Here is a 20,589-nt window from a genome sequence, read left to right on the forward strand (position 1 = left end):
CCCTGGTAGATGGGTTTTCGACCAAGAGAACCGTCTCCACCAGAGGCTTCGCATGCTTGTCTACCCTTCGGGCGTCGACGTGTCCAGCTCTGCCCTGCGCTTTCTGTCCGCCCGTCTGCGGCAGCACCGTCGCGCGATCGGCTCCCGCTGGAGGCGTCTGAACCCCGGCCGCCAGGCCCTGCTCGCACTCGCCCACCTGCGGATGGGAAACACGTATGCCCAGCTCGCGGCCGGATTCGGTATCGGAACCACGACCGCCTACCGGTATGCCACCGAGGCTGTCGAACTCCTGGCAGGCCTCGCGCCCACCCTGGCCGACGCGATCCGGGTCGCGTCGACGAAGGCGTTCGTGATCCTCGACGGCACACTCCTGCCGACCGACCGCATCGCCGCGGACCGGCCCTTCTACTCCGGGAAACACAAGAAACACGGGATGAACCTGCAGGTCCTCACGGATCCCTTCGGCCGGCTGCTGTGGGCCTCGCCGGCCCTGCCCGGCGCCGTCCACGATGTCCGCGCGGCCCGCGAGCACGGCATCGTCGACGCCCTTGCCGCAGCCGACATCAAGTGCTGGGCGGACAAGGCATATCGGGGTGCCAGCGGGACCGTTCGCACCCCCTACTGGGGCCGCTGGGAAACCCTTTCCACCGGTCAGCAGGCCGTCAACCGGTCCCACGCGAAGATTCGCGCACTCGTCGAGCAGGCCATGGCCACCCTCAAATCCTGGCGGCTCCTCCGCAAGCTCCGGTGCTCGACCGCCCGCGTCACCAGCCTCGTCCGGGCCGTCCTCGCCCTGCATCTGGCCAGCTCAGAGTGAGGATGGAAAAGGCTCAGTGCGATGAACAGGCAATTCTCATGAGAGAGCAAGCCAAGTTCTCGCTGCCTGTCAAACCATCGCTCGCTAAAGGCCAGGTCAGGGCGATTCGATGCCTCGACACCCTGGGGCACCAGTATGGCAATCTCCGCGGACAACGAAGTGAGAGTCATTCGAAGAGCCACAGCCCGACTGCCGGTCCCGACACACCGCCCCCCAAGGAGTCGTGCTCCAGTGCCATCCGGACCCGGTTCTACCGGTTCGGGACGGCAACCCGTTTGATCATTTATGGGACACGGTCCAGGCGGCTCAGCGCTTGCATTGCCTCGCGCTCTATGTGCGAAAGATCGCCAAGGATGGTACCGGCTTGTTCGAGAAGCTGCGTCTCGCCTGATTCGCCGGCTTTCTTGATCAGCCCTGCGACTTCCGTCCACAGGGTGGCCGCCTCGGCGTACAGCGTGAGGCCGGTGCGCAGGTGGCTGCTGTCGAGCGGATCGGCGCATTCGGCGAGGAAGTCGCGGTAGAGGTTGCGGAATAGGGCGCCGCCGGTGCCGGCCTTCTCCATCAGGAGGGCAGCCTGTGGTAGGTCTCGCTGCGGGGCGTCGCTGCGCTGGAACCATGTGCGTACCAGCTTGCCGGCCTTCTTGATGCCTCGGTGGCCGAGGTTGGCGATGGGCGGGTGGAGGAAGGCTTCGGCGCAGGCTGTGATGGCGGGGACGATCTGGCTCTGCGGGGAGGGCGGGTTCGTCGGTGTGGTGAGAGTGAAAGAGCGGTGCTTGGCGGCCATCGGGGCACGTGCTGCTCTGGCCTGCGCGAGACTGGTCAGGCTGGTGGATACCGCTCCCCCTTGCTGATCAGTGTCCACCAGGTAGGCCTTGTGGTCGTCGTAACCGTACATGGCCACGACGTGGCCGCCGAAGTGGATCTTCGAGCTGAAGTAGTCCAGGTAGTAGCTGTCGAGTTGCAATCCGACGGGATGGTCGGCACGAATGCAGGCCGCCACGCTGTCCCATGCCTTGCGTGGTGATGTGGTCTCCTGGATCAGGAGCTCCAGCTTGAGTCTGTCGGCGAGGTTTCTGGTGATGTCGAAGGGCTTGACCCGTCCTCCGAGGAAGGGGAAGCCCATGTTCTTGCTGTCCCAGTAGACGAAGGACAGACCGGAGCCGAGACCGAAGAGCATGGGCTCGGACAGATCAAGTCCTTGGTGCCGCAGCAGCACCCCCAGAGCTGTCGTCTCGCAGTGCTGCGTACCGCGGGCGTCGATGTCTGTCACCGTGGTCATGCCGTACTCTCCTGGGCAGGGATGATCAGTCGGGTCATCAGTCCTTCTGGTGGTGCCTCTTCCGGTCCGACGAGATAGGCCTCGCGTACGGGTGCTTGCGGGCGCAGTCCGCGCTCGTGGATGGCGGCGAAGAGCGCGTTGTAGGCCAAGGGCAGTTGGGCGTAGGGCCCGACGTGCAAGGTCTCGGCAACGAGCCCACCGGGCAGCACCTCGAATTCCAGGCCGGGTGAGCCCTCTCCCTGCGTGGCCTGGACTCCGACGGCGATCTCCATCCGGTCTTCGAGGTCCAGCGGGTACAGCCCCCACAGCGGTGGCTCCCACGCAATGCCCGTCTTGCCGAGCACGGGCAGCAGTCGACCTACACACTTCTCGACGCTGGTTCCGATCTCCGCGGGAGTGCATACCGTTCGCACCACTGCCAGCCGTCGCTCTGGCGCCCTGTTCATCGTCACCTCGTAGCCGGGCAGGCCGTCCGCTGCCAGCCGCTCCAGTACCTGAAGCCGGGCCTGGTCCCTGCTGATCCGCTCGGCAAGACGATCCCGCTCGGCGCGCAGGATCTGTGCCATGCGCTCAGGCTCGGCACCCAGGGCCCGGGCGATCACGGCCAGGGGAAGATCCATTTCGCGCAGCAGGGCGATGGTCAGGGCATCACGGGCCTGTGCGGGTGCGTAGTAGCGGTAGCCAGAGCCGGAGTCCACGCGGATGGGAGCCAGCAGCCCCATGTCGTCGTAGTGCCGCAACTGCTTGATGCTGAGCCGGCACAGCCGGGCGAAGCGCCCGATGGTGAGGAGTTCGTCTTGCACGCCATCATGGTGGACTCTCCCACGGTGGGAGAGTCCAGCGCTGCGACAGCGAGCCCACCAACTTCCTGATGCGGCACTCCATGACGGTCGTTCGTTGCGCGGGCACTGGAGTCGTGCTTGGCTCCCACGATGAACCTTCTGTTGACGGCGAGTGGCCTGCGTAACGAGACGCTGCGTGATGCGCTGCGGGACATGCTGGGTAGGCCGTTCGGATCGGCGAACGTCGTGTTCGTTCCCACTGCTTCAGTCGCCGAGCCCGGGGACCATGGATGGTTCGTCGCGGACATGAACCGGCTGCACGGGCTGGGCTGGCGGGAGTTCGACGTGCTGGAACTGAATGGCCTGCCCCGGCAGATGGTGCTCGACCGACTGCTCAACGCCGACGTCATCTACGTTGAGGGCGGCAACCAGTACCACCTCGCGCGCAGCATCACCGGCAACGGCCTGTCCGACGGCTTCCTGGAGGCCCTGGAGAGTCGGGTCTACGTGGGGGTCAGCGCCGGATCAATGATCTTCAGCCGTAATCTCACCGGACACTCTGCCGACGTCATCGGTGACACCACGGACCTCCACGCTCTCGGCGCCACGTCCGTGGAGCCGCCGTTCGGCCTCTTCGACTGGTACCTCAAGCCTCACCTGTACTCACCGAATTTCCCCGAGCGGGACGACGCCTGGGCTGATCGCGTCGTTGCACGCGCGGACTTCCCGATCTACTTCATCGACGACGAGACGGCCGTTCGCGTCAGGGACGGCAAGGTGGACGTGATTTCTGAAGGCCGGTGGCGGTTCCATCCGTGACTCAGCACACGCGGCGGGGTTCGGACAGGGCAGTGCGGCGCCCAAGGGCGAACTGATGCGGTGAGGCTGATCCTTTGGAGTGGACACCCTGGCAATGGATCTTGATGGTCCAGGGAGGGATATCCAGGTGGGACGCAAGTCTCCGTATTCGGAGGAGTTCAGGAAGGACGCCGTCGCGCTCTACCGCGCCGCGGCCGGCAAGCGGACGTACGCGTCGGTGGCTGCTGATCTCGGCATCACCGCGGAGTCGCTGCGGACGTGGGTCCGCAAGGACGAGGCCCAGGCTATGCCCGGACGCCGTGAAGCGGGCGGGAGCGAGGCGGAGGAGCTGGCCCGGCTGCGGGCGGAGAATGCCCGGCTGCTGAAGGCGGAGAAGGAGTGGCAGCTGGAGCGCGCGATCCTGCGTCGGGCAGCCGCCCATTTCGCTCGGGAGGTGAAGTCAGCCCCTGCCACTGGGACTTCATCTCCGCCAACCGCGCCCACTTCGGCGTGCAGCGGATCTGCCGGGTCCTTGGGGCGTCCCGCGGCGGCAGCCTCTTGCGCGGCTCCGGCCAGGACGAGTCCAACGCCTTCCGCACCGTGCGCCACGTCACGCCGTGCTTGCGCTCAAGCTCCCGCATCGACATGCCGCCACGGTGGTCACGCCGGATCGCCGCGTAAAGCTCGACCTTCGACATCCGCGGCGTGACCAGCACCTTTCACCAGGAGCATCCCGATGCTGCCCTGGCAAGAACCCCGGTGCCTCCCAAACTCGTCGACATCACCCATCCGTGGAACAGGGCGCCTCCCAAACCCATCGACAAGCGACGTCGCTACTGCTCGATAAAGCCACCGCCGACACTGAAGGCTTCGCCCTCAGCGTGCCGCCCACCGAGAGTGCGCGCGCACTCGCCACCCTCGACGGCGTCGCGGACTCCGTCACCCGAGACCTGGATACGAGCCAAGCACAGGCCTGGCGCGCGGCCGTCCTCGACCCGCTCGCGGACAACCGGGCCTAGCGACGGACGGCCTTGCTGAGGCATGGCTTCAGAGCCTCCGCAGTACCGCGGAGGCTGAGCGCTACGAGAGCCTGCGTGCTCAGGGCGTCGAGATGACCCACCTGTGGGCGCACCAGCGGAAGATGGACAAGCAGACACAGCAGGGCATCCTCGCCAAGGTGGAACGCAGTGCCCTCAGCGCCTACCGAGAGATCGAGCCGTAAACTCGACCTGCCAAGCACGCCCCGCTGGTTGACCCCGGGTCAACGGCATGTAGTTCGGCTCTGATCAACATTTCGGGATGACCGAGCGTAACCGTCCACGAGCCGGAAGGACGCGGAGGCTACTCTTCCTGCTCTGGTCGACGGCGCAGTCCCTCTGGGGTGAAGGTGAAGCTAGCGGCGAACGGAGCATCACCACGGCGGACTGCCAGAAGCAGTGGCTGCTCGCGGCTCGGTGGCCAGGGAGGCTCGGTGCCCAGGTCGGTGCCGTTCCAGAGGTGGAAGAACAGCATGGGCGTGGAGCGGTCCGCGGTCACGTATCCGAGCGTCTTCCCGTAGGAGGGGTTGGTGCTGCCGAAGAGCACCGACGGCGCGCCGAAGGCCGAGGTCACGTCGGCCCACACCCGGTCCCGACTGGCCCACGAGTCGATCGCGGCAAGCATCGTCGCGTACTCGTCCGCGCTCAGCGCCCGGTCCAGCTCGAGCCATCCCTGCCGATGCGCGAACTCCGCGTAGACGGAGGCCACGCTGGTGCCGTGATCAGTCGGCAGGACGCCCTCGAAGGCACCCCTCACGCCGGTCACAGTCCACGCCGTGCGCTGCTCCAGGGCGCGCTGCTCGTCGCCCCATGCTTCCTGGCGACGCTCAACAAACAGGAGGTGGTCCAGCGTCAGCCGGATGGCGAGCTCACCTCCCCACATCCCCGGTCGGCGGAGGGCGTCGTTGAGCTGGGCGACGAGGTGGGCATGGATCTGTTCCGAGGACGCGAGAGGGGCGGTCGCAGGCATGTCGTCAGTCTTGCGCACCGCGGTCGGCGAGCCGGGCTCAGGGGGTGAGGAGCACCCGGCGTCGGAGGAGGTCGAAGTCAGCCCGCCCGTAGCCTTGGCGCTTGAGGAATTTGACCTGGTTTACGTGGCCTCCGACCATGCCGCTGGAGTAGGGCAGGGTCAGGCCGGCGGTCACGGCGTCGAAGTCCTTGTGAAGGTTGCGGGCGAAGCCGCGCAAGGGCGGCACTTCGTATCACCTGGAGGCGAAGGCTGTCTGATCCGTGTCTCGCGGCTGGCCCAGTGCGGCATGGACGGTCACGCTCACGTGACCGTCCACCTGCAAGGCCTTCAGCGCTCTTCTGCATCCTGATCAAATGCGCTGGCCCGGGACACCTTCATGCCTACGGCTGCAGCCCTGTGGGTCACGAAGCGATGCGCATGTACCCGGTGGATCTGCGGTGGCGGATGCGGGAAAGGCCGCCCGCGGCCCGCGTCGTGTCCCCGCTGGCGGCCTTGTTGAGGCCTGCGCCGGTTACTCGGCGCCTTGAAGCTCCAAGGTGTCCGCCCTCTTGGCCGCTATGGACCGCTCGTGCTTCGGCCTGCCGGCGTTGATGGCAAGGAAGGCGACCAGTGCCGCTGCGGCAAGGAATCCGGTAGCCCACCAGTAGGCGACGGAGTAGCCATGCACCAATGACAGGCCGGTGAGGGAGCCGGCACCCTGATGGGAGGCGACGTATCCGGTCGTGGCGCTCGCGGCGATGGTGTTGAGCAGCGCGGTGCCGATGGAGCCGCCGATCTGCTGCGATGTGTTGGTCATGGCGGAGGCGACCCCGACGTCGCGGAGTTCGACACCGTGGGCACCCAGACTGAAGGCGGGCATGAACGCCGTCCCGATACCGGCGCCCACGACGATTTCGGCCACTGCGATGTACCCGAACGAGGAATCGACGCCAAGTAGCGCGAGCATCAGCACACCGATACCCGACACCGCGTAACCGGCGCCCATCAGCAGACCGGGGCGGACCCGGTGGGAGAGGCGGGCGCCGATCTGTGTGGATCCGAAGGCGTGCGCGGCGGCCATCGGGATGAAGGCCGCTCCGCTCTGCACCGGTGAGTATCCCTTCACCAACTGGAAGTAGTAGCTGAGGAAAAGGAACATGCCGAACATGGACACGACTGACAGGGCCAGGGAGAGATAGGCGCCTGCACGGTTCCGTTCGGTGAGGACGCGCAGCGGCAGCAGCGGGGATGTCACCCTGGCCTCAAACAGGACGAAGGCCGCCAGCAGGAGAGCGGACAGAACGAACATGCTGACGGTCACGGCAGCACCCCAGCCGTCGCTCTCCGCCTTGGCGAAGCCGAACACAGACAGCGCCACCACTGGCCAGTAGAGCCCCCGGCACGTCCAGCCGAGCACGGCCCGCGGGCGTGCCCGGGTCGCGCACGACCGTCAGCACACCGAAGATGCCGATGACCTCGATGGGCAGGTTGATATACAGTCCCCAGCGCCATTCGGTGTACTCGGTGAATATCCCCCCAAGTAGCAGACCGAGGGCGCCGCCTGCGGTGGCGATGGCACCGTAGATACCGAAGGCCTTGGCACGCTCCCTGGCGTCGGTGAACGCCAGCGAGATCAGTGCCAGAGCGGCGGGAGCGAGGAGCGCGCCGAAGACGCCCTGGAGGGCACGGGCAGTGAGGAGCGTGGGCAGGTTCCGTGCCGCACCGCCGATGCCCGAGGCCAGGGCGAAGCCGACCAGCCCGATCACGAAGACCCTCTTGCGCCCCCAGAGGTCGCCCAGGCGTCCGCCCAGAATGAGCAGACCTCCGAAGGCCAAGCCGTATGCAGTGATGACCCACTGCCGGCCGCCGTCGGTGAAGTGAAGGTCCTGCTGAGCGGACGGCAGGGCGATGTTCATGATCGCGCCGTCCAGAAAGACCATCAACTGGGCGGTGGCGATGAACAGCAGGGCCAACCAGCGCCGAGGGACGGGCTGGCGAACGTCTTGGGACATGATGTGCATTCCTGCGGGGCCGGCCGCGCACGGCTGGGTGGAGGACCAGGTGTGGACCGCCGCGCGGGTGGCCACGCTGATCGGCAGGGAGTTCCACGTCTCCTACAGTGTCTCCAGGGCCACCAGGCTGATGCACCGACTCGGCTTCAGTCCGCAGATCCCCGTACGCAAGGTCGCCGAACGCGACGAGCAGGCCGTGACCGCCTCGAAGGAGGCGACCTGGGACGAGGTAGAAGAGCCCGGGCGGCGTGCGGGGGCTACATCTGCTTCGAGGACGAAGCCGGGTTCACCGCCGACCGCCCAAAGGACGCACCTGGGGCCGACGCGGCCACACCCCGGTCGTGACGGTCAGCGGGCGCCGTTCGGGACGTCTGTCGGTGGTCGGGCTGATCGCGATACGACCCGGCTCGCGGACCCGGCTACGTCACCGCTTACGCACCCACCCCGCGGGCAAGAGCAAGCGCCGCAGCACGGGCGAACGCGACTTCATCGCACTCATCGACGGCGTCCACCATCTCGTCAAGGCACCGATCGTGCTGGTCTGGGACCGCTTGACCACCCACGTCTCCCGCGCCATGCGTGAGCTGATTGCCGAACGCGAGTGGCTGACGGTGTTCCTACTGCCCGCCTACGCGCCGGACCTGAACCCCGTCGAGTGGGTGTGGGCGCACGTCAGGCGCAGCCTGGCCAACCTCGCAGTCGTCGCCCTCGACCGGCTCGAAGCATTCGTACGCAACGTCTCAAACGCCTCCAGTACCGGCCCGACACCCTCGACCGCTTCATAGCAGGCACCGGCCTGACCCTCGACGAACCAGCTCAGGTCAGGACAGGATGGTGGTGCTGAGGTTCCACAGACGCTCGGCGTTCGCAGCGTCAAGCGCGTAGGCCGCCACTCCAGGCACACCCAGTTCCGTGGGCCGTGCGGTCACCTGGGGGGCTTCGTTGACGTCTTCGAAGTAGCGGCCGCCGATGCCCTCAACCAGCGGGGAGGCGGCGAGGAAGACAGAGGTGGCGGCGCCCTGTTCGATGGTCTTGCGGTAGGGCTCGGGCGTCTTCTGCCGCCGGTGTGCGTTGGCCCGGATGCCCTCATCAGACCAGCGCCGGTCTGCCTCGACGGCCAGCAGCACCTCCGCGGTCTTGGACTGGCCGTAGGCGCCGAGCGGGTCGTAGGGGCGGAAGCGGTAGTCGAGGTCGTCGAAGACGACCGGGGAGAACAGGTGGCCGCTGGAGGACACGGTCACCAGACGTGCGCCGCCGTCCTCGGCCAGTGCCCGATGCAGGCCCAGCGCCAGAGCGAAGTGCCCCAGGTAGTTAGTGGCGAACTGCTGCTCCTGGCCACGGATGCCCCGCTCCAGCTCGGGCAGCATCATGATCCCGGCGTTGTTGACCAGGATGTGCACGGGGCCGCTCCAGTCGGCAGTGAAGGTGTTCACGGAGTCCAGGTCCGCTACGTCGAGGCGGGCGATGTGAATGGCGTCGTTGCCGGACCGGACCCGCAGGTCTGCAGCGACCGCCTCGCCGGCATCGGGCCGCCGGACCGCGAGTGTGACATCGGCGCCGGCGGACGCCAGCGCATGGGCCGTTTCCACACCGATGCCGGGGGTGGCGCCGGTGACCATGGCACGCTTGCCGGACAGGTCCACCCCGTCGATCACCTGTGCAGCGGTGGAGTTGCGGTCGAATGGGCTGCACGGCCTAACCGAACTCAGCGAGTACGCCGAACTCGTGAAGGAACTCACGGCATGACCGAACGCATGAAGCCCCCGGCCCGCCGCACCGGCGGTCGCACCCTGGGCGGAGCCAAGAAGAACCCGCCGCCCCCGCCCCCGGCCGCCGAGCTCACCCGCAGCCCGGGGACTGGACTTCACCGGCACGCCCGAGAGGTGGCGGAGCTGATCACTGACTGGTGGGACTGCAAGGCGGCCGACGGCTTCACCCTCATGCCCCACCTACTGCCGCCCAGCTCGACATACTCATCGATCACGTCCGGCCGATCTGCGGAAGGGCGAGATGGCGCGCACCGGGGATGCGGGGACGACGCTGCGCGAACACGCCGGCCTGCCCGACTGATACCACCGCCGGGTCAGCGATGTGCGGCTCTCTCGTGAGGCGTTGCGCCGCAGATCGTCGCGTGGATCCCGGACATCGGGCTCCCCCACATTTCAACCTAATGGATGAGCTGTTATATTATCCATTAGGCACGGAAGTGCTCGGGCGCCGGAAGGAGGATTCCCCCGACCCCTTTCGGCGCCCTCCCCCAAACCGCGGACCCTTCCGCAAGGAGATGTCGTGATCCGCTTCGATTCGGTGACCAAGGGGTACCCCGATGGCACTCTGGCCGTTGACAACCTCAGCCTGGATGCACCCTCGGGGCAGATCTCGGTACTCGTCGGCCCCTCCGGCTGCGGCAAGACCACGTCCTTGCGCATGGTCAACCGCATGATCGAGCCGACCTCAGGCCGCGTTCTGCTCGACGGCCGGGACACCGCGTCCATCGAGCCGGCCGAGTTGCGCCGAGGCATCGGCTACGTCATCCAGCAGGCGGGACTGTTCCCACACAAAACGGTGCTCGACAACATCGCCACCGTCCCGCTGCTGCTTGGACGCAGCAAGCGCGAAGCCCGTAACCGGGCCGCGGAGCTCCTCGAACTCGTGGGACTGCCCCAGACACTTGCAGGCCGCTATCCGGTCCAGTTGTCCGGAGGCCAGCAGCAGCGCGTCGGCGTCGCCCGTGCCCTGGCAGCGGACCCGCCGGTCATGCTCATGGACGAACCGTTCAGCGCCGTGGATCCCGTCGTCCGCGAGCAGCTCCAGAACGAGTTCCTTCGCATCCAGGCCGAACTGAGCAAGACGATCATCTTTGTCACGCACGACATCGACGAAGCCATCAAACTCGGCGACAAGATCGCGGTCATGCGGGTCGGCGGCACTCTCGCGCAGTTCTCCCCGCCCGCCGAACTGCTGTCGCGTCCCAGGGACGAGTTCGTCGCCGGTTTCGTGGGCCGCGACCGCGGCTACCGCGCCCTTTCCTTCGCCAGCACAGGACCGCTTCCCCTTGCCGAAGAGCCCACCGTGCGCCTGGGAGACCCGCTGTCGGCAGCGCGTGAACGTGAGAAGGACGGGTGGATTCTGGTCGTCGGCCAGGACGACGCCCCACTCGGGTGGCTGGCAGCGGGTGGGCTCACCGACGAGCAGGCCAAGGGCTCCGCGGGAACCGATCTCCTCAACCTCGGGGGGACACTGGCCACGAAGGCCGGGACCCTGCGCGAAGCACTGGATGCAGCCCTGTCCTCTCCCAGTGGCCGCGGTGTGATCGTCCACGAGGACGGGCGATTTGCAGGTACCGTCACCGCCTCTCAGGTGCTGGCCCGAATCGAGACTCGTGCAACCCGCCTACGGGAAGGGGCGATCAGGTCCGCAACAGGGGTCTGTTCATGAACGAGCTGTGGACCTACCTGGAAGCCAACTGGACCCAAATCCGGGGCTGGACGCTGACCACCCTGTGGCTGGCAGCCGTACCGGTCATGGCCGGCCTCGTACTTGCTCTGCCCTGCGGATGGCTCGCCCACCGCTATCGGTGGGCCCACGGTCCCTTCGTCTCCGCCATGAGCATCGTGTACACGGTCCCGTCCCTGGTCATGTTCCTTGTCCTGCCCGAACTGCTGGGCACCAAGATCCTTGATCCGGTCAACGTCGTCGCCGCACTGACGCTGTACACCTTCGCGCTGCTGGTGCGGACCGTGGCCGACGGGCTGGCCTCAGTACCCGCACACACCCTGGCAACGGCCGCGGCGATGGGGCACACGGCAAGGCAGCAGCTGCTCTCTGTGCAACTGCCCCTGGCCGTACCGGTGATCGGGGCCGGGGTGCGGGTGGCTGCCGTATCCAACGCCAGCCTCGTCTCGGTCGCATCGGTGGTCGGAACCTCCCAGCTGGGCCAGTTGTTCATCGCAGGAAACAACGTCGGTTCGCTCGCCCCGATCATTCTCGGGCTGGTCTTCTTCGTGACCATCGCCCTGGCCTTCGACCTGATCATCGTCATCATCACCCGGCTTCTCACTCCCTGGCACAAGGCAGTAGCCTCATGAAACTCGCCGCAGACAACGGCCTTCCAGGCCTCGGCCGGGTGGTGATCTGGTTCAACGATCCCGGTAACTGGTGGGGGTCAACCGGGCTGCTCGCGCACGTACGTGAGCATCTCGTCTACACATTCGTCGTGGTGTGCACGGCCGCTCTTATCGCCGTACCTGTCGGTCTGGTCATCGGCCACACCGGACGCGGAACCACCCTGATCGCCGGCACCTCCAACGCCCTTCGCGCCGTGCCCGCCCTCGGACTCCTCATCTTCCTCATCGTCGTGCTCTCACCGCGCATCCACATCCGGCAGGGGCTGGGCAGCACGATCCCGGCGGGCAGCGTCCCCTACCTCATTCCCGCGCTGCTGGTCCTGGTCATCCTGGCCATTCCGCCTATCCTGACCAGCACGTACGCCGGAGTGCAGTCACTGGAGCCGGCGGCCCGGGAGGCCGCCGCAGGAACCGGTATGACTCCCCTTCAGGTGATTCTCAAGGTGGAGATGCCGTGCTCGTTGCCGCTCATCATGTCCGGACTGCGTAGCGCGACTCTGCAGGTCATCGCCACGCTGACGGTCGCCGCATATGCGCCGCTGGTCGGTGGTCTGGGGCGGCTCATCGTCGACGGGCACCAGAACCTCAGGGACCTCCGCTACGGCTATCCCGCCATGGTGGCCGGTGGTGTCAGCGTCGCCGTGCTGGCCCTGGCTGTCGACGCCCTGCTCAACCTCGCTCAACGCCTGCTCACATCTCCCGGGATCGCGCTGTCCGGCACCCGGCAACGCACCAATCCCATGAACAGCCAGAACCCGGTCCAGAACGCCGGGTGACTCGCTGACGGCACTCACAAGGTCCGGAACCCCTAAAGGAATCATCATGCGACGCATTCTCTCCGCCGGCTTCGCAATCGGCGTTCTCGCAGCAGTGAGCGCCTGCGGTGCGACCGACAGTTCATCTCAGCCGGATTCAGCCGGCACATCCGGAGCACCGACCTCGACCACCATCAAGGCCCTGCCCGCCAAGGCCGGTTCCGTCACCGTCGGCTCCGCCGCGTTCCCCGAGGCGGAACTCCTCGCCCACCTCTACGCGGGAGCCATGAAGGCCAACGGAGTGAAGGCCGACGTCCACGCCAACATCGGTGAGCGCACCGCCTACATGGCCGCCCTCAAGGACGGATCCATCGGCGCAGTGCCCGAATACAGCGGCGCCCTGCTCAACTACCTCTCCCCCGGCAACACGGCCCGCTCTTCCGAGGATGTCTACGCGGAACTCCAGCAAACAGCCAGGAACCAGAACCTGGCGGTCGTCCACTACGCGCCCGCCCAGGACGCCGACACGATCACCGTCACCAGGAAGACCGCCGACAAGTACCACCTGACCACCATCGGCGACCTCAAGCCCGTTGCGAACAGACTCCGGCTCGGTGCCCCTGCTCCGATGCGAACCGAGTCCTATGGTGTGCCCGCGCTCAAAAAGGTGTACGGCGTCGTCTTCAAGCAGTTCGTGTCGCTCTCACCCAGCGGGACCGTCATACAGACCGCGCTGCGCAACGGCACGGTCGATGCGGCCAACATCTTCTCCACCGACCCGGCGATCTCCCGCTTCAATTTGGTCTCGCTCAAGGACCCTCAGCACATCTTCGCCGCACAGAACATCGTTCCCGTCTTCAAGCAGGACGTCCTTACTCAGCCAATGGCCGATGCCTGCGACGCCGTCTCCGCCAAGCTCGACACGGACACCCTGCGCACACTGGTCGCCGAAGTCGTGGACGGCGGTGACCCGTCCACGGTCGCCTCGAACTGGCTGAAGCAGAACGATCTCGCCAAGACCTTGAACTGACATCCGGGCACCGGCCCCGTTATGTTTTTCGCGGTCCCGCGATGGGGCCGCTGGCCTCCGGGCCCGGCATGGCTGTTGCCCCCCTGTCGAGTGGATGACCTGGGGGGTGGTGTCACCGGGCCCGAGGGGTGCCGTCGGAGACGCTGATGAGTGCCTCTGTCTGTCAAGCGGCCGCAGGGAGAGTCGTGTGGCGGTCGCGTTTGAAGGTGCGGTAGACGACGTTCGACAGGCGCCGTTTGAGGGCCCTGCGGGCCTCTGCAGGCGTCTTGCCTTCGGCGATTTTGCGCAGGTAGTAGTCCTGGCCTCGGCCGCCGTCGCGGATCTGGCAGACCGCGATGATGTGCAGCACGGAGTTCAGCGCACGGTTGCCTCCGGTGTTGAGGCGGTGGCGGGTGTTCTTGCCGCTGGAGGCGTCCAGGGGTGCCGTGCCGGTGTAGCTGGCGAAGTGGTGCTCGGTGGGGAAGCGCGTGACGTCGCAGACGTGTCCGAGGAGCTTGGCTGCGAGCACGGTACCCAGGCCGGGCAAAGCGGTCAGTGTGGTGCGGGCGGCGGCCAGGGCGTCACGCATCTGGGCTTCGTTGTCGCGGACCTGGCGGTCGACGCGCCGCAGGTCGGCGAGGAGATCTCGGGCGAGGTCGCGGCGGCAGCAGTCGGTGGCGGTGGCTGGACGGATGCCCTTCATGAGGGCGGCGGCCTTCTCCGCGGACAGGCGGGTGGGGGCACCGCCGGGCAGCAGGTCTCGTAGCACGGCTTGGAGGCGGTTGATGATGCGGGTGCGCTCGTTGACCAGGTCACCGTGCCGCTCGGTCAGCAGCCGCAGGATCGTCGCCTGGTCTTCCGGCTCGACCTTGCGCAGGTCGTGGCGGAAGAGGGCGACCTGAGCGACGTGCAGGGCGTCGGCCGCATCGGTTTTGCGGTCCCCGCCGGTGGCCAGGAGCCGGGCCCGGGCGGAGAGGGTGGAGGGCACGTCCACCACATGCTCGCCGGCGGAGGCCAGCTGCTGGGCGAGGCTGCGGCCGAGTCCTTTGGCCCCCTCGACGGCGAAGCGGCGCTCGGGCCCCTTCTCGCACCAGCGCATCAGCTGCCGGACGGTCCCTGCGTTGACGACGAAGCGCCGCTGGGCGAGCTGGTGTCCTGCGGCGTCGACGGCGACGGCGGTGTGGGAGGACTTGTGGGGGTCGATACCGATAGTCATCACGTGCACCTTGCCCAGGTCGAACGGGATGGGAGGGGTGCGGTGGGCACTCTGACTTGAAGTCTCAGCGTCCATGGGTCACGCCTCTGTCGAGCCACACCGCGCGGGTGCCGACCGGCGGCAGCAAACTCATCATGAGCCAGCCCGAGTTGGGGCGGCATGAGGTCAAGCGAGCCCGTGCCGGTCGGCACCCTGGACGCTACGGCTACAGACCTTGCGTCTGGGTCCGATTCAACAAGTCAGAGGTCCGACCACCGCCCGGCCGGGCGCAATGCCCGGCCACCTGCGGGCGGCAGATCTGCATAACGTGGATGCGCGCGAACGGCCCCGACGCCCAGGTCAGCACCGGTATCGAGCGGGTGGGGGCGTGATGATCGACATCAGCGGGGTGGGCGCCTTCCTGGGCCTGGACGTCGGCAAGAGCTCGCATCACGGGCACGGGCCGACCCCGGCCCGGAAGAAGGTCTTCGACAAGCCGCTGCCGAACAGGGAACCGAAGCCTCGGCACGATCACCCTGCTGATCCAGTCGCTGCTGCTGGCGCCGCTGCGGGCCGTCCTGGACAAGCTGCGCAACAAGTTCGGCACCGTGCTGGTGGTCGTGGACCAGCCCGCATCCATCGGCGCTCTTCTCCTCGCAGTGGCCCGGGACTCGGGCTGCCAGGTCGCCTACCTGCCCGGATCGCGATGCGCCGGATCGCCGACCTCTACCCGGGCGAGGCCAAGGCCGACGCGAAGGACGCGGCTGTGATCGCGGACGCCGCCCGCACCATGCCCCACACCCTGCGCTCGCTGGCACTCACCGACGAGATCACCGCCGAACTGACCGTGCTCGTCGGCTTCGACCAGGACCTCGCCGCCGAGGCCACCCGCACCAGCAACCGCATCCGCGGCCTGCTCACCCAGTTCCATCCCAGCCTGGAACGCGTCCTCGGCCCGCGCCTGGACCACCAGGCCGTTACCTGGCTCCTCGAGCGCCACGGATCCCCGGCAGCCCTGCGCAAGGCCGGCCGCCGCAAACTCGTCGAAGCCATCCGGTCCAAGGCATCGCGCATGGCCCAGCGGCTGATCGACGGCATCTTCGACGCCCTCGACGAACAGACCGTCGTGGTCCCCGGAACCGGCACCCTCGACGTCGTCATCCCCTCGCTCGCAGGCTCCCTCGCCGCGGTTCACGAGCAACGCCGGACCCTGGAAGCCCAGATCGACATCCTGCTGGAGGCCCACCCTCTTTCCCAGGTCCTGACCTCGATGCCCGGCATCGGCGTCAGGACCGCCGCAGTCCTCCTCGTCATCGTCGGCGACGGCGACGGCGACGGCGACGGCGACGGCACCAGCTTCCCCACCGCCGCCCATCTCGCCTCCTACTCCGGCCTCGCACCGGCACCAAGTCGTCCGGGACCTCGATCCACGGAGAGCACGCATCAAGGAGCGGGAACCGGCAGCTCAAACGCGCGATGTTCCTCTCCGCGTTCGCGGCCCTGCACGATCCCGCCTCACGCAGCTGCTACGACCGATGCCGCAACCGCGGCAAGACCCACACCCAGGCCCTCCTCCGCCTCGCACGCCACCGCATCCGCGTCCTGTTCGCCATGCTCCGCGACGGCACCTTCTACGAACCCAGAACCCCACACCCCGCTTGACCAAAGACATCGAGGCACACCCCACTCGCACACCAACGCGCCATGCCCGATATCCCGTAAAACCCAGCGACGGCCGGTGTCAGCGATCCCTCGGCCAGAGCTCCCGGTCCCGGGACAACGCCAGCCGACAAAGTGCACAGCCACGCACTGGATGAGACGTTGCGCGGGTTACGGCGGCGTCTACCCCGACGGGTTGCGGCCGTGCGGGCCGCAACCGCCGTCAAGCACACGTCTCTTCGTAGCTGGGACTTGTCCAGCCGATCACGCTGCTGGCCAGTGCGAGCGTGTCGAAGACGAACGTGAGCAACGAGACCGGCAGCATGCTCTGCCTCCGGGGCGAGCCGTGGGGAACCGATCACCGGATGCGTCCGGGCGAGGAGTTCACCGTGGTGACCAGGACGGAGCCGGAGGAGTCGCCGTTCTACGTGGTCGTGCACGATCAGGGCATCACGGTGTGGGTGAAGAGCGACGCGGATGTCTTCGACAAGCACGGCAGCCCGGTTCCCTGTGGTCATCAGCGGCCGGCTCAGGATGGTTCCTGAGTCCGTCAGCTCCGGAGCCAGATGGCGAGGGCTGCCGCTGTCGCGGTGCGAGGAAAACATGGCCCAGGAGCATCCCTTCGAGCCGGGCCGCTTCGGCCTCGACTCCCGCCCGGTGCTGGACGTCGCGTTCGCCGTCGTGGAAGCCCACGCTGCTCATCGTCGCCCCTGTCGGGTCTTGTCTGCCGTGCGCCTTGCGGCGGCCGGCCGGTGTGTCACGTGCCACCGGCTCGGTCGGTGTGCGTTCGTTGGTAGTGGCGGGCGACCCGTGTGCGGTTGCCGCAGATGTTGCTGGTGCACCACTTGCGCCGCTTGTTCTCGGCAAGGAAGAACATCGAACAGGCCGGGTTGGCACAGCGACGCAGGAGCCCGAGCCGTTCTGGGTCGGCGAGCAGCCCGATCGCCTCTGCGGCGATGGCGGCCAATGCCGCATTCCCACCGTGTTCGGTGTGCCAGCGTTCCTCGCTGCGGATACCACCTGCCGTCATGACCAGCCGAGGGCTCATGGGGGCCGAGGCGGCTGCGGCGTTGATGTCGTCCAGCGAGGTGGGCCGGGCGTCCCGGCCCTCCAGATGAGCGTCCATGACGTCCCGGATCGCCGCGCGCAGTCGGCGCATGGCCGCGGCGTCGGGGACAGGCCCGGGCGGCAGGCTTCCGGACTGCAGGGCCCACCATGTGGCGGAAGCGTCTTGGGTGCCAATGAGATCTGTGGCTGGTTCGGTGACCGTGATCAGCGTGTCGGCCAGGTCCAGCGCAACGAGGGGCTCACCCCCCATGGGGAAGCCCGCCTCCTGTAGTTCACCTATACCAACTCGAACGCCCACGATGCAACTATACCCATTAGCTTCTCCGAGGAGCACCTTGACAGCCGATAGATGTGTCGACTGAGCAGGGATGCAGGTGACTCCTTGCGGAACAGATCTAATGGTTTTACCTTTGCTCTACACATTAGTTGCGGGTTCGGCTCGACAGAGTCTGGATCACCTTGGATCCGGCTGACGCCGACGCAGTTCGCCCCGCGTTCGATGAAAGGAACCGGCCATGGGACTGTCATGGCAGCAGGGACCGCTCTCCTCCACCGCGCTCGGAAGGTTCCTCACCCCCGAGCCCCTGCCGGAAAGGCTGCTCTTCGCGGAGCGGCTGCGCCGCCGGATGAAGGTGAAGTTCAGCGGGGAATGGATCGCGGACAGCGAGGACGTCGTGCTGCTGTACGAGCCGGGACGCTATCCGGTCGCCTACTTCCCGCTCTCGTCGGTACGCCCGGACGTCCTCGAGGCCAGCGCACGCACCACCCAGCACCGTGAGCTCGGTGAGACGTCCTGGTTCACAGTGGCCGCCGCGGGCCATCGCACTGAACGCGCGGCGTGGCAGCTCACGGGGCTGCCCCCGTACGCCAGTGAGCTGGAGGGGCGGGTCGCGTTCGCGTGGAGGGCCATGGACGCCTTCTACGAGGAGGACGATCGGATTCTCGGGCACGCGTCGGACCCCTATCACCGCATCGACATCCGCGACACCTCCCGCACCCTGGAGGTGCGCTCGGGGGACACGGTGATCGCGCGGACCACCCGGCCGGTGGTGCTCTACGAGTCCGGGTTCGCACCGCGATGGTACGTGCCGCGCGAGGACATCCAGAAGAAGGAACTGACGTCGGTCGAGAGCCAGACGTTCTGCCCCTACAAGGGGCTGGCCAGCTACTACGACATCGGCGAGTCCAAGAAGGCGGCCTGGTCCTACCGTGAGGCCTACACCGAGGTCGGGCGGATCGACGACCTTGTCTCCTTCGAGCCCGACAAGGTCGAGGTCTACCTGGACGGTGAGCGGCTGCACCTCGAGCCGGGCCAGCACGCCGCAGTACCCCATGGGGTAGACCGGAGCCTGGGGACCGATGAGGTCTTCTCCCGCTGAAACCGGGTCCGCCACGGGCAGCAGAGGCCGCCCGACGATGACGGACGGGTCTGCCGTTCGGCGGTCGTTCGCGATTCGGTGAGTGAGCCTCCAGGATTTTCATGTCCCGAATCTCCCGTACGGCGCACCGGGCTCTGGTGTCGTGCGGACCAATCGGAGGAGCCCGTGGTGACGGGTTCTTTGCAGGGTGAGACGGTCCTTGTCGTCGGGCGCGGGAGCGGCATCGCTCGGGCGATTGTCGACGCAGCCGTGGCCGAGGGGACGCATGTGGTCACCGCAGGTCGCAACCGGGTGGCACTCGAGGCCGCGCACACGGACACGACCGTCTCCGTGAAGTATGTCGACGTTACGGACGACACCTCCATCGCGGCTCCGGCCGACGAGGTGGGCAGCGTCCATCACGTGGTGTCTACCGTATCGGCGAGGGCCCGCGGCGCCGTCGGAGAGCTGAGCCCAGAGGCGATCCCGCTGTCCTTCCACACGAAGGGCGTGGATCCGATCATGCCGGCCCAAACGCTTCGCTCCGAAGATGCCGAGGACGGGTCGTTCGTGCTCTTTTCTGGGGGTGGCCCCTCTCGAGCCGGATCCCGGTTTTCTCACGGTGGCGGCGACCAACGGTTCGGTGAACGCAGCGACCCGTTCGCTGGCTGTTTACTGACCTTGAATGCGTGATGTCGTCATGCTGGTTGGCGCCGGAGGGCCGGTGCCGGTGCCGGTGAGGCAGCCGTCGAGGATGTCGGGGCGGTACTGGAGCCGGCGGAGGCCGCGCCGGACGGCGGTGATCAGCTCGTCGGGGTCGGCGAAGGCACGGTTGGCTGTGGTGGTGCGTCGCAGGACGGACCAGATGCCCTTCGACCGGGTTGAGGTCGGGTGCGTAGGGCGGCAGTTGGTGGACGGTGAGCCAGTCGCTGTCGGCGATGTAGCGGCGCATTCCGGCAGTCAGGTGGGTGGTGAAGTCGATCCGGGGCGCGGTGCCGGTCTCGTCGACCGGTCCGTTTCCCCGGACCGCTTCCCGCACCCGGCGTGCCCGTTTCCGAGCACCGGGCGCTCCACAAGTCTTTTTCAGAGCCTGTGTGTTGTCCTCATTCCAGGCTCGGCCACGGGGTCGGAATGACTGCTCCGCCATGTACGCGCCTCTCGCGCGCTCGGACTACTACGAGACCTCCGCCCCGCCCGGCGGCCATCAGTCGGCAACGGACGTGCCCGCCGCCGGACCGGCTGCCCGGCGGAAAGGGCGACCGCAAGGGGTTCCCACGTTCACCACAGAATCGATCAGGGAGGGAGACGCCCGCCTCTACCCCGACAGCCTCGCCATACCTACGCCGCAGGCATTCGGCATGGCCTCCCCACCGGACCTAAAAACCGGCTTCGGAGTCGACCGCCACCCGAACGAGCGACGGTCATGGGTTGCGTCCTGGGAAGTGGTGTACGGGTTCGACCTGATCCGGGGGTTTGCTCCGGCATCGGGATGGCGCCCGCATAGACGAACGGCCACCGGCTGATCTTCGAAGTGTCGAAGCCTCGAAGGAGATCAGCACGATGACCGCACCAGACAGTCTGCCCCTGCACGCCCTCGCCGAGGACAACCTCGCCTCGGCGAGTCCCGATCTGCTGCGCGCGATGGTGAAGACGTTCGCCGATGCGCTCATGTCGGCGGAGGCCGACGCCCTCTGCAACGCGGAGTACGGGCAGGTCAGCGAGGAACGCGTCAACCATCGCAACG

18 protein-coding genes and 4 pseudogenes are annotated in these 20,589 nt (G+C 67.2%); 14 read left to right on the forward strand and 8 right to left on the reverse strand.

Annotation, left to right across the window (positions count from 1 at the left end; translation table 11 throughout):
- Positions 1-52: 52 nt before the first annotated feature.
- Positions 53-817, forward strand: coding sequence for a transposase family protein (locus BLT82_RS35825; protein ID WP_093654803.1), 765 nt, complete (start codon positions 53-55; stop codon positions 815-817).
- 283 nt (positions 818-1,100) lie between these two features.
- Here the strand turns inward: BLT82_RS35825 and BLT82_RS35830 are convergent, their stop codons facing one another.
- Together BLT82_RS35830 and BLT82_RS35835 are read right to left on the reverse strand one after the other, a co-directional pair.
- On the reverse strand, positions 1,101-2,096 hold the full coding sequence (locus BLT82_RS35830; RefSeq protein WP_093662580.1) for a BtrH N-terminal domain-containing protein: 996 nt from the start codon (positions 2,094-2,096) through the stop codon (positions 1,101-1,103).
- Positions 2,093-2,899, reverse strand: a complete 807-nt coding sequence (locus BLT82_RS35835; RefSeq protein ID WP_093662582.1) for a MerR family transcriptional regulator — start codon at positions 2,897-2,899, stop codon at positions 2,093-2,095. Before BLT82_RS35835 ends, BLT82_RS35830 begins: the two co-directional genes overlap by 4 nt.
- A gap of 129 nt (positions 2,900-3,028) precedes the next feature.
- Here BLT82_RS35835 and BLT82_RS35840 point away from each other — a divergent pair, with 129 nt between their 5' ends.
- The 3 genes and pseudogenes from BLT82_RS35840 to BLT82_RS37540 all read left to right on the forward strand — a co-directional run bounded on the left by BLT82_RS35840 (position 3,029) and on the right by BLT82_RS37540 (position 4,695).
- Entirely contained in the window at positions 3,029-3,697 is a 669-nt protein-coding gene (locus BLT82_RS35840; RefSeq protein WP_093662584.1) for a peptidase E, read from the forward strand.
- Between the two features lie 127 nt (positions 3,698-3,824).
- Positions 3,825-4,222, forward strand: a pseudogene (locus BLT82_RS35845) (transposase); the annotation flags it as partial.
- Positions 4,223-4,557: 335 nt separating this feature from the next.
- Complete coding sequence (locus tag BLT82_RS37540; protein ID WP_167746196.1) at positions 4,558-4,695, forward strand: hypothetical protein; 138 nt, start codon at positions 4,558-4,560, stop codon at positions 4,693-4,695.
- 322 nt (positions 4,696-5,017) lie between these two features.
- Here BLT82_RS37540 and BLT82_RS35850 read toward each other — a convergent pair whose 3' ends face one another.
- The 3 genes and pseudogenes from BLT82_RS35850 to BLT82_RS35860 all read right to left on the reverse strand — a co-directional run bounded on the left by BLT82_RS35850 (position 5,018) and on the right by BLT82_RS35860 (position 7,674).
- Entirely contained in the window at positions 5,018-5,683 is a 666-nt protein-coding gene (locus tag BLT82_RS35850) for a hypothetical protein (RefSeq protein ID WP_093662604.1), read from the reverse strand.
- Positions 5,684-5,720: 37 nt separating this feature from the next.
- On the reverse strand, positions 5,721-5,900 hold the full coding sequence (locus BLT82_RS35855; protein ID WP_208868140.1) for a transposase: 180 nt from the start codon (positions 5,898-5,900) through the stop codon (positions 5,721-5,723).
- Positions 5,901-6,194: 294 nt separating this feature from the next.
- A pseudogene (locus BLT82_RS35860) lies at positions 6,195-7,674 on the reverse strand (MFS transporter).
- A 16-nt stretch (positions 7,675-7,690) separates the two neighbouring features.
- Here BLT82_RS35860 and BLT82_RS35870 point away from each other — a divergent pair.
- Positions 7,691-8,518, forward strand: a pseudogene (locus tag BLT82_RS35870) (IS630 family transposase); the annotation flags it as partial.
- Here the strand turns inward: BLT82_RS35870 and BLT82_RS35875 are convergent.
- Positions 8,496-9,329 (reverse strand): SDR family NAD(P)-dependent oxidoreductase, encoded by an 834-nt coding sequence (locus tag BLT82_RS35875; RefSeq protein ID WP_244529936.1) that lies wholly within the window; start codon positions 9,327-9,329, stop codon positions 8,496-8,498. The pseudogene BLT82_RS35870 and the gene BLT82_RS35875 overlap by 23 nt on opposite strands.
- 634 nt (positions 9,330-9,963) lie before the next feature.
- Here BLT82_RS35875 and BLT82_RS35880 point away from each other — a divergent pair.
- From BLT82_RS35880 to BLT82_RS35895, 4 genes are read left to right on the forward strand one after another with little or no spacing between them, the layout of a single operon-like run.
- On the forward strand, positions 9,964-11,112 hold the full coding sequence (locus BLT82_RS35880) for an ABC transporter ATP-binding protein (protein WP_093662590.1): 1,149 nt from the start codon (positions 9,964-9,966) through the stop codon (positions 11,110-11,112).
- A complete protein-coding gene (locus BLT82_RS35885) occupies positions 11,109-11,762 on the forward strand; it encodes an ABC transporter permease (RefSeq protein WP_093662592.1) in 654 nt (217 codons plus the stop codon). The genes BLT82_RS35880 and BLT82_RS35885 overlap by 4 nt, the downstream gene beginning before the upstream one ends.
- The gene (locus BLT82_RS35890; RefSeq protein ID WP_208868141.1) at positions 11,759-12,577 is read left to right on the forward strand and encodes an ABC transporter permease; all 819 of its coding nucleotides are present in this window, start codon (positions 11,759-11,761) and stop codon (positions 12,575-12,577) included. Before BLT82_RS35885 ends, BLT82_RS35890 begins: the two co-directional genes overlap by 4 nt.
- Before the next feature lie 46 nt (positions 12,578-12,623).
- Entirely contained in the window at positions 12,624-13,586 is a 963-nt protein-coding gene (locus BLT82_RS35895; RefSeq protein WP_093662594.1) for an ABC transporter substrate-binding protein, read from the forward strand.
- A gap of 163 nt (positions 13,587-13,749) precedes the next feature.
- On the opposite strand, the gene BLT82_RS35900 is transcribed toward BLT82_RS35895, so the two are convergent.
- Positions 13,750-14,781: an IS110 family RNA-guided transposase gene (locus tag BLT82_RS35900; RefSeq protein ID WP_244529938.1), complete on the reverse strand. Its 1,032-nt coding sequence runs from the start codon at positions 14,779-14,781 to the stop codon at positions 13,750-13,752.
- 370 nt (positions 14,782-15,151) lie between these two features.
- Here BLT82_RS35900 and BLT82_RS35905 point away from each other — a divergent pair.
- A pseudogene (locus tag BLT82_RS35905) lies at positions 15,152-16,422 on the forward strand (IS110 family RNA-guided transposase).
- A gap of 284 nt (positions 16,423-16,706) precedes the next feature.
- The gene (locus BLT82_RS35910) at positions 16,707-16,964 is read left to right on the forward strand and encodes a hypothetical protein (RefSeq protein ID WP_093662596.1); all 258 of its coding nucleotides are present in this window, start codon (positions 16,707-16,709) and stop codon (positions 16,962-16,964) included.
- A 212-nt stretch (positions 16,965-17,176) separates the two neighbouring features.
- On the opposite strand, the gene BLT82_RS35915 is transcribed toward BLT82_RS35910, so the two are convergent.
- Entirely contained in the window at positions 17,177-17,737 is a 561-nt protein-coding gene (locus BLT82_RS35915; RefSeq protein WP_093662598.1) for an ABATE domain-containing protein, read from the reverse strand.
- A 265-nt stretch (positions 17,738-18,002) separates the two neighbouring features.
- Between BLT82_RS35915 and BLT82_RS35920 the strand changes: the two genes are divergently transcribed.
- From BLT82_RS35920 to BLT82_RS35940, 3 genes are all read left to right on the forward strand, one after another.
- Entirely contained in the window at positions 18,003-18,866 is an 864-nt protein-coding gene (locus tag BLT82_RS35920) for a DUF427 domain-containing protein (RefSeq protein WP_093662600.1), read from the forward strand.
- 168 nt (positions 18,867-19,034) lie between these two features.
- On the forward strand, positions 19,035-19,538 hold the full coding sequence (locus BLT82_RS35925) for an SDR family NAD(P)-dependent oxidoreductase (protein ID WP_167746197.1): 504 nt from the start codon (positions 19,035-19,037) through the stop codon (positions 19,536-19,538).
- 867 nt (positions 19,539-20,405) lie between these two features.
- A partial coding sequence (locus tag BLT82_RS35940; RefSeq protein WP_208868142.1) for a transposase occupies positions 20,406-20,589 on the forward strand: 184 nt, incomplete at its 3' end.

Origin of the sequence: Streptomyces wuyuanensis (assembly GCF_900103455.1) — a bacterium.
GTDB classification, from domain to species: domain Bacteria; phylum Actinomycetota; class Actinomycetes; order Streptomycetales; family Streptomycetaceae; genus Streptomyces; species Streptomyces wuyuanensis.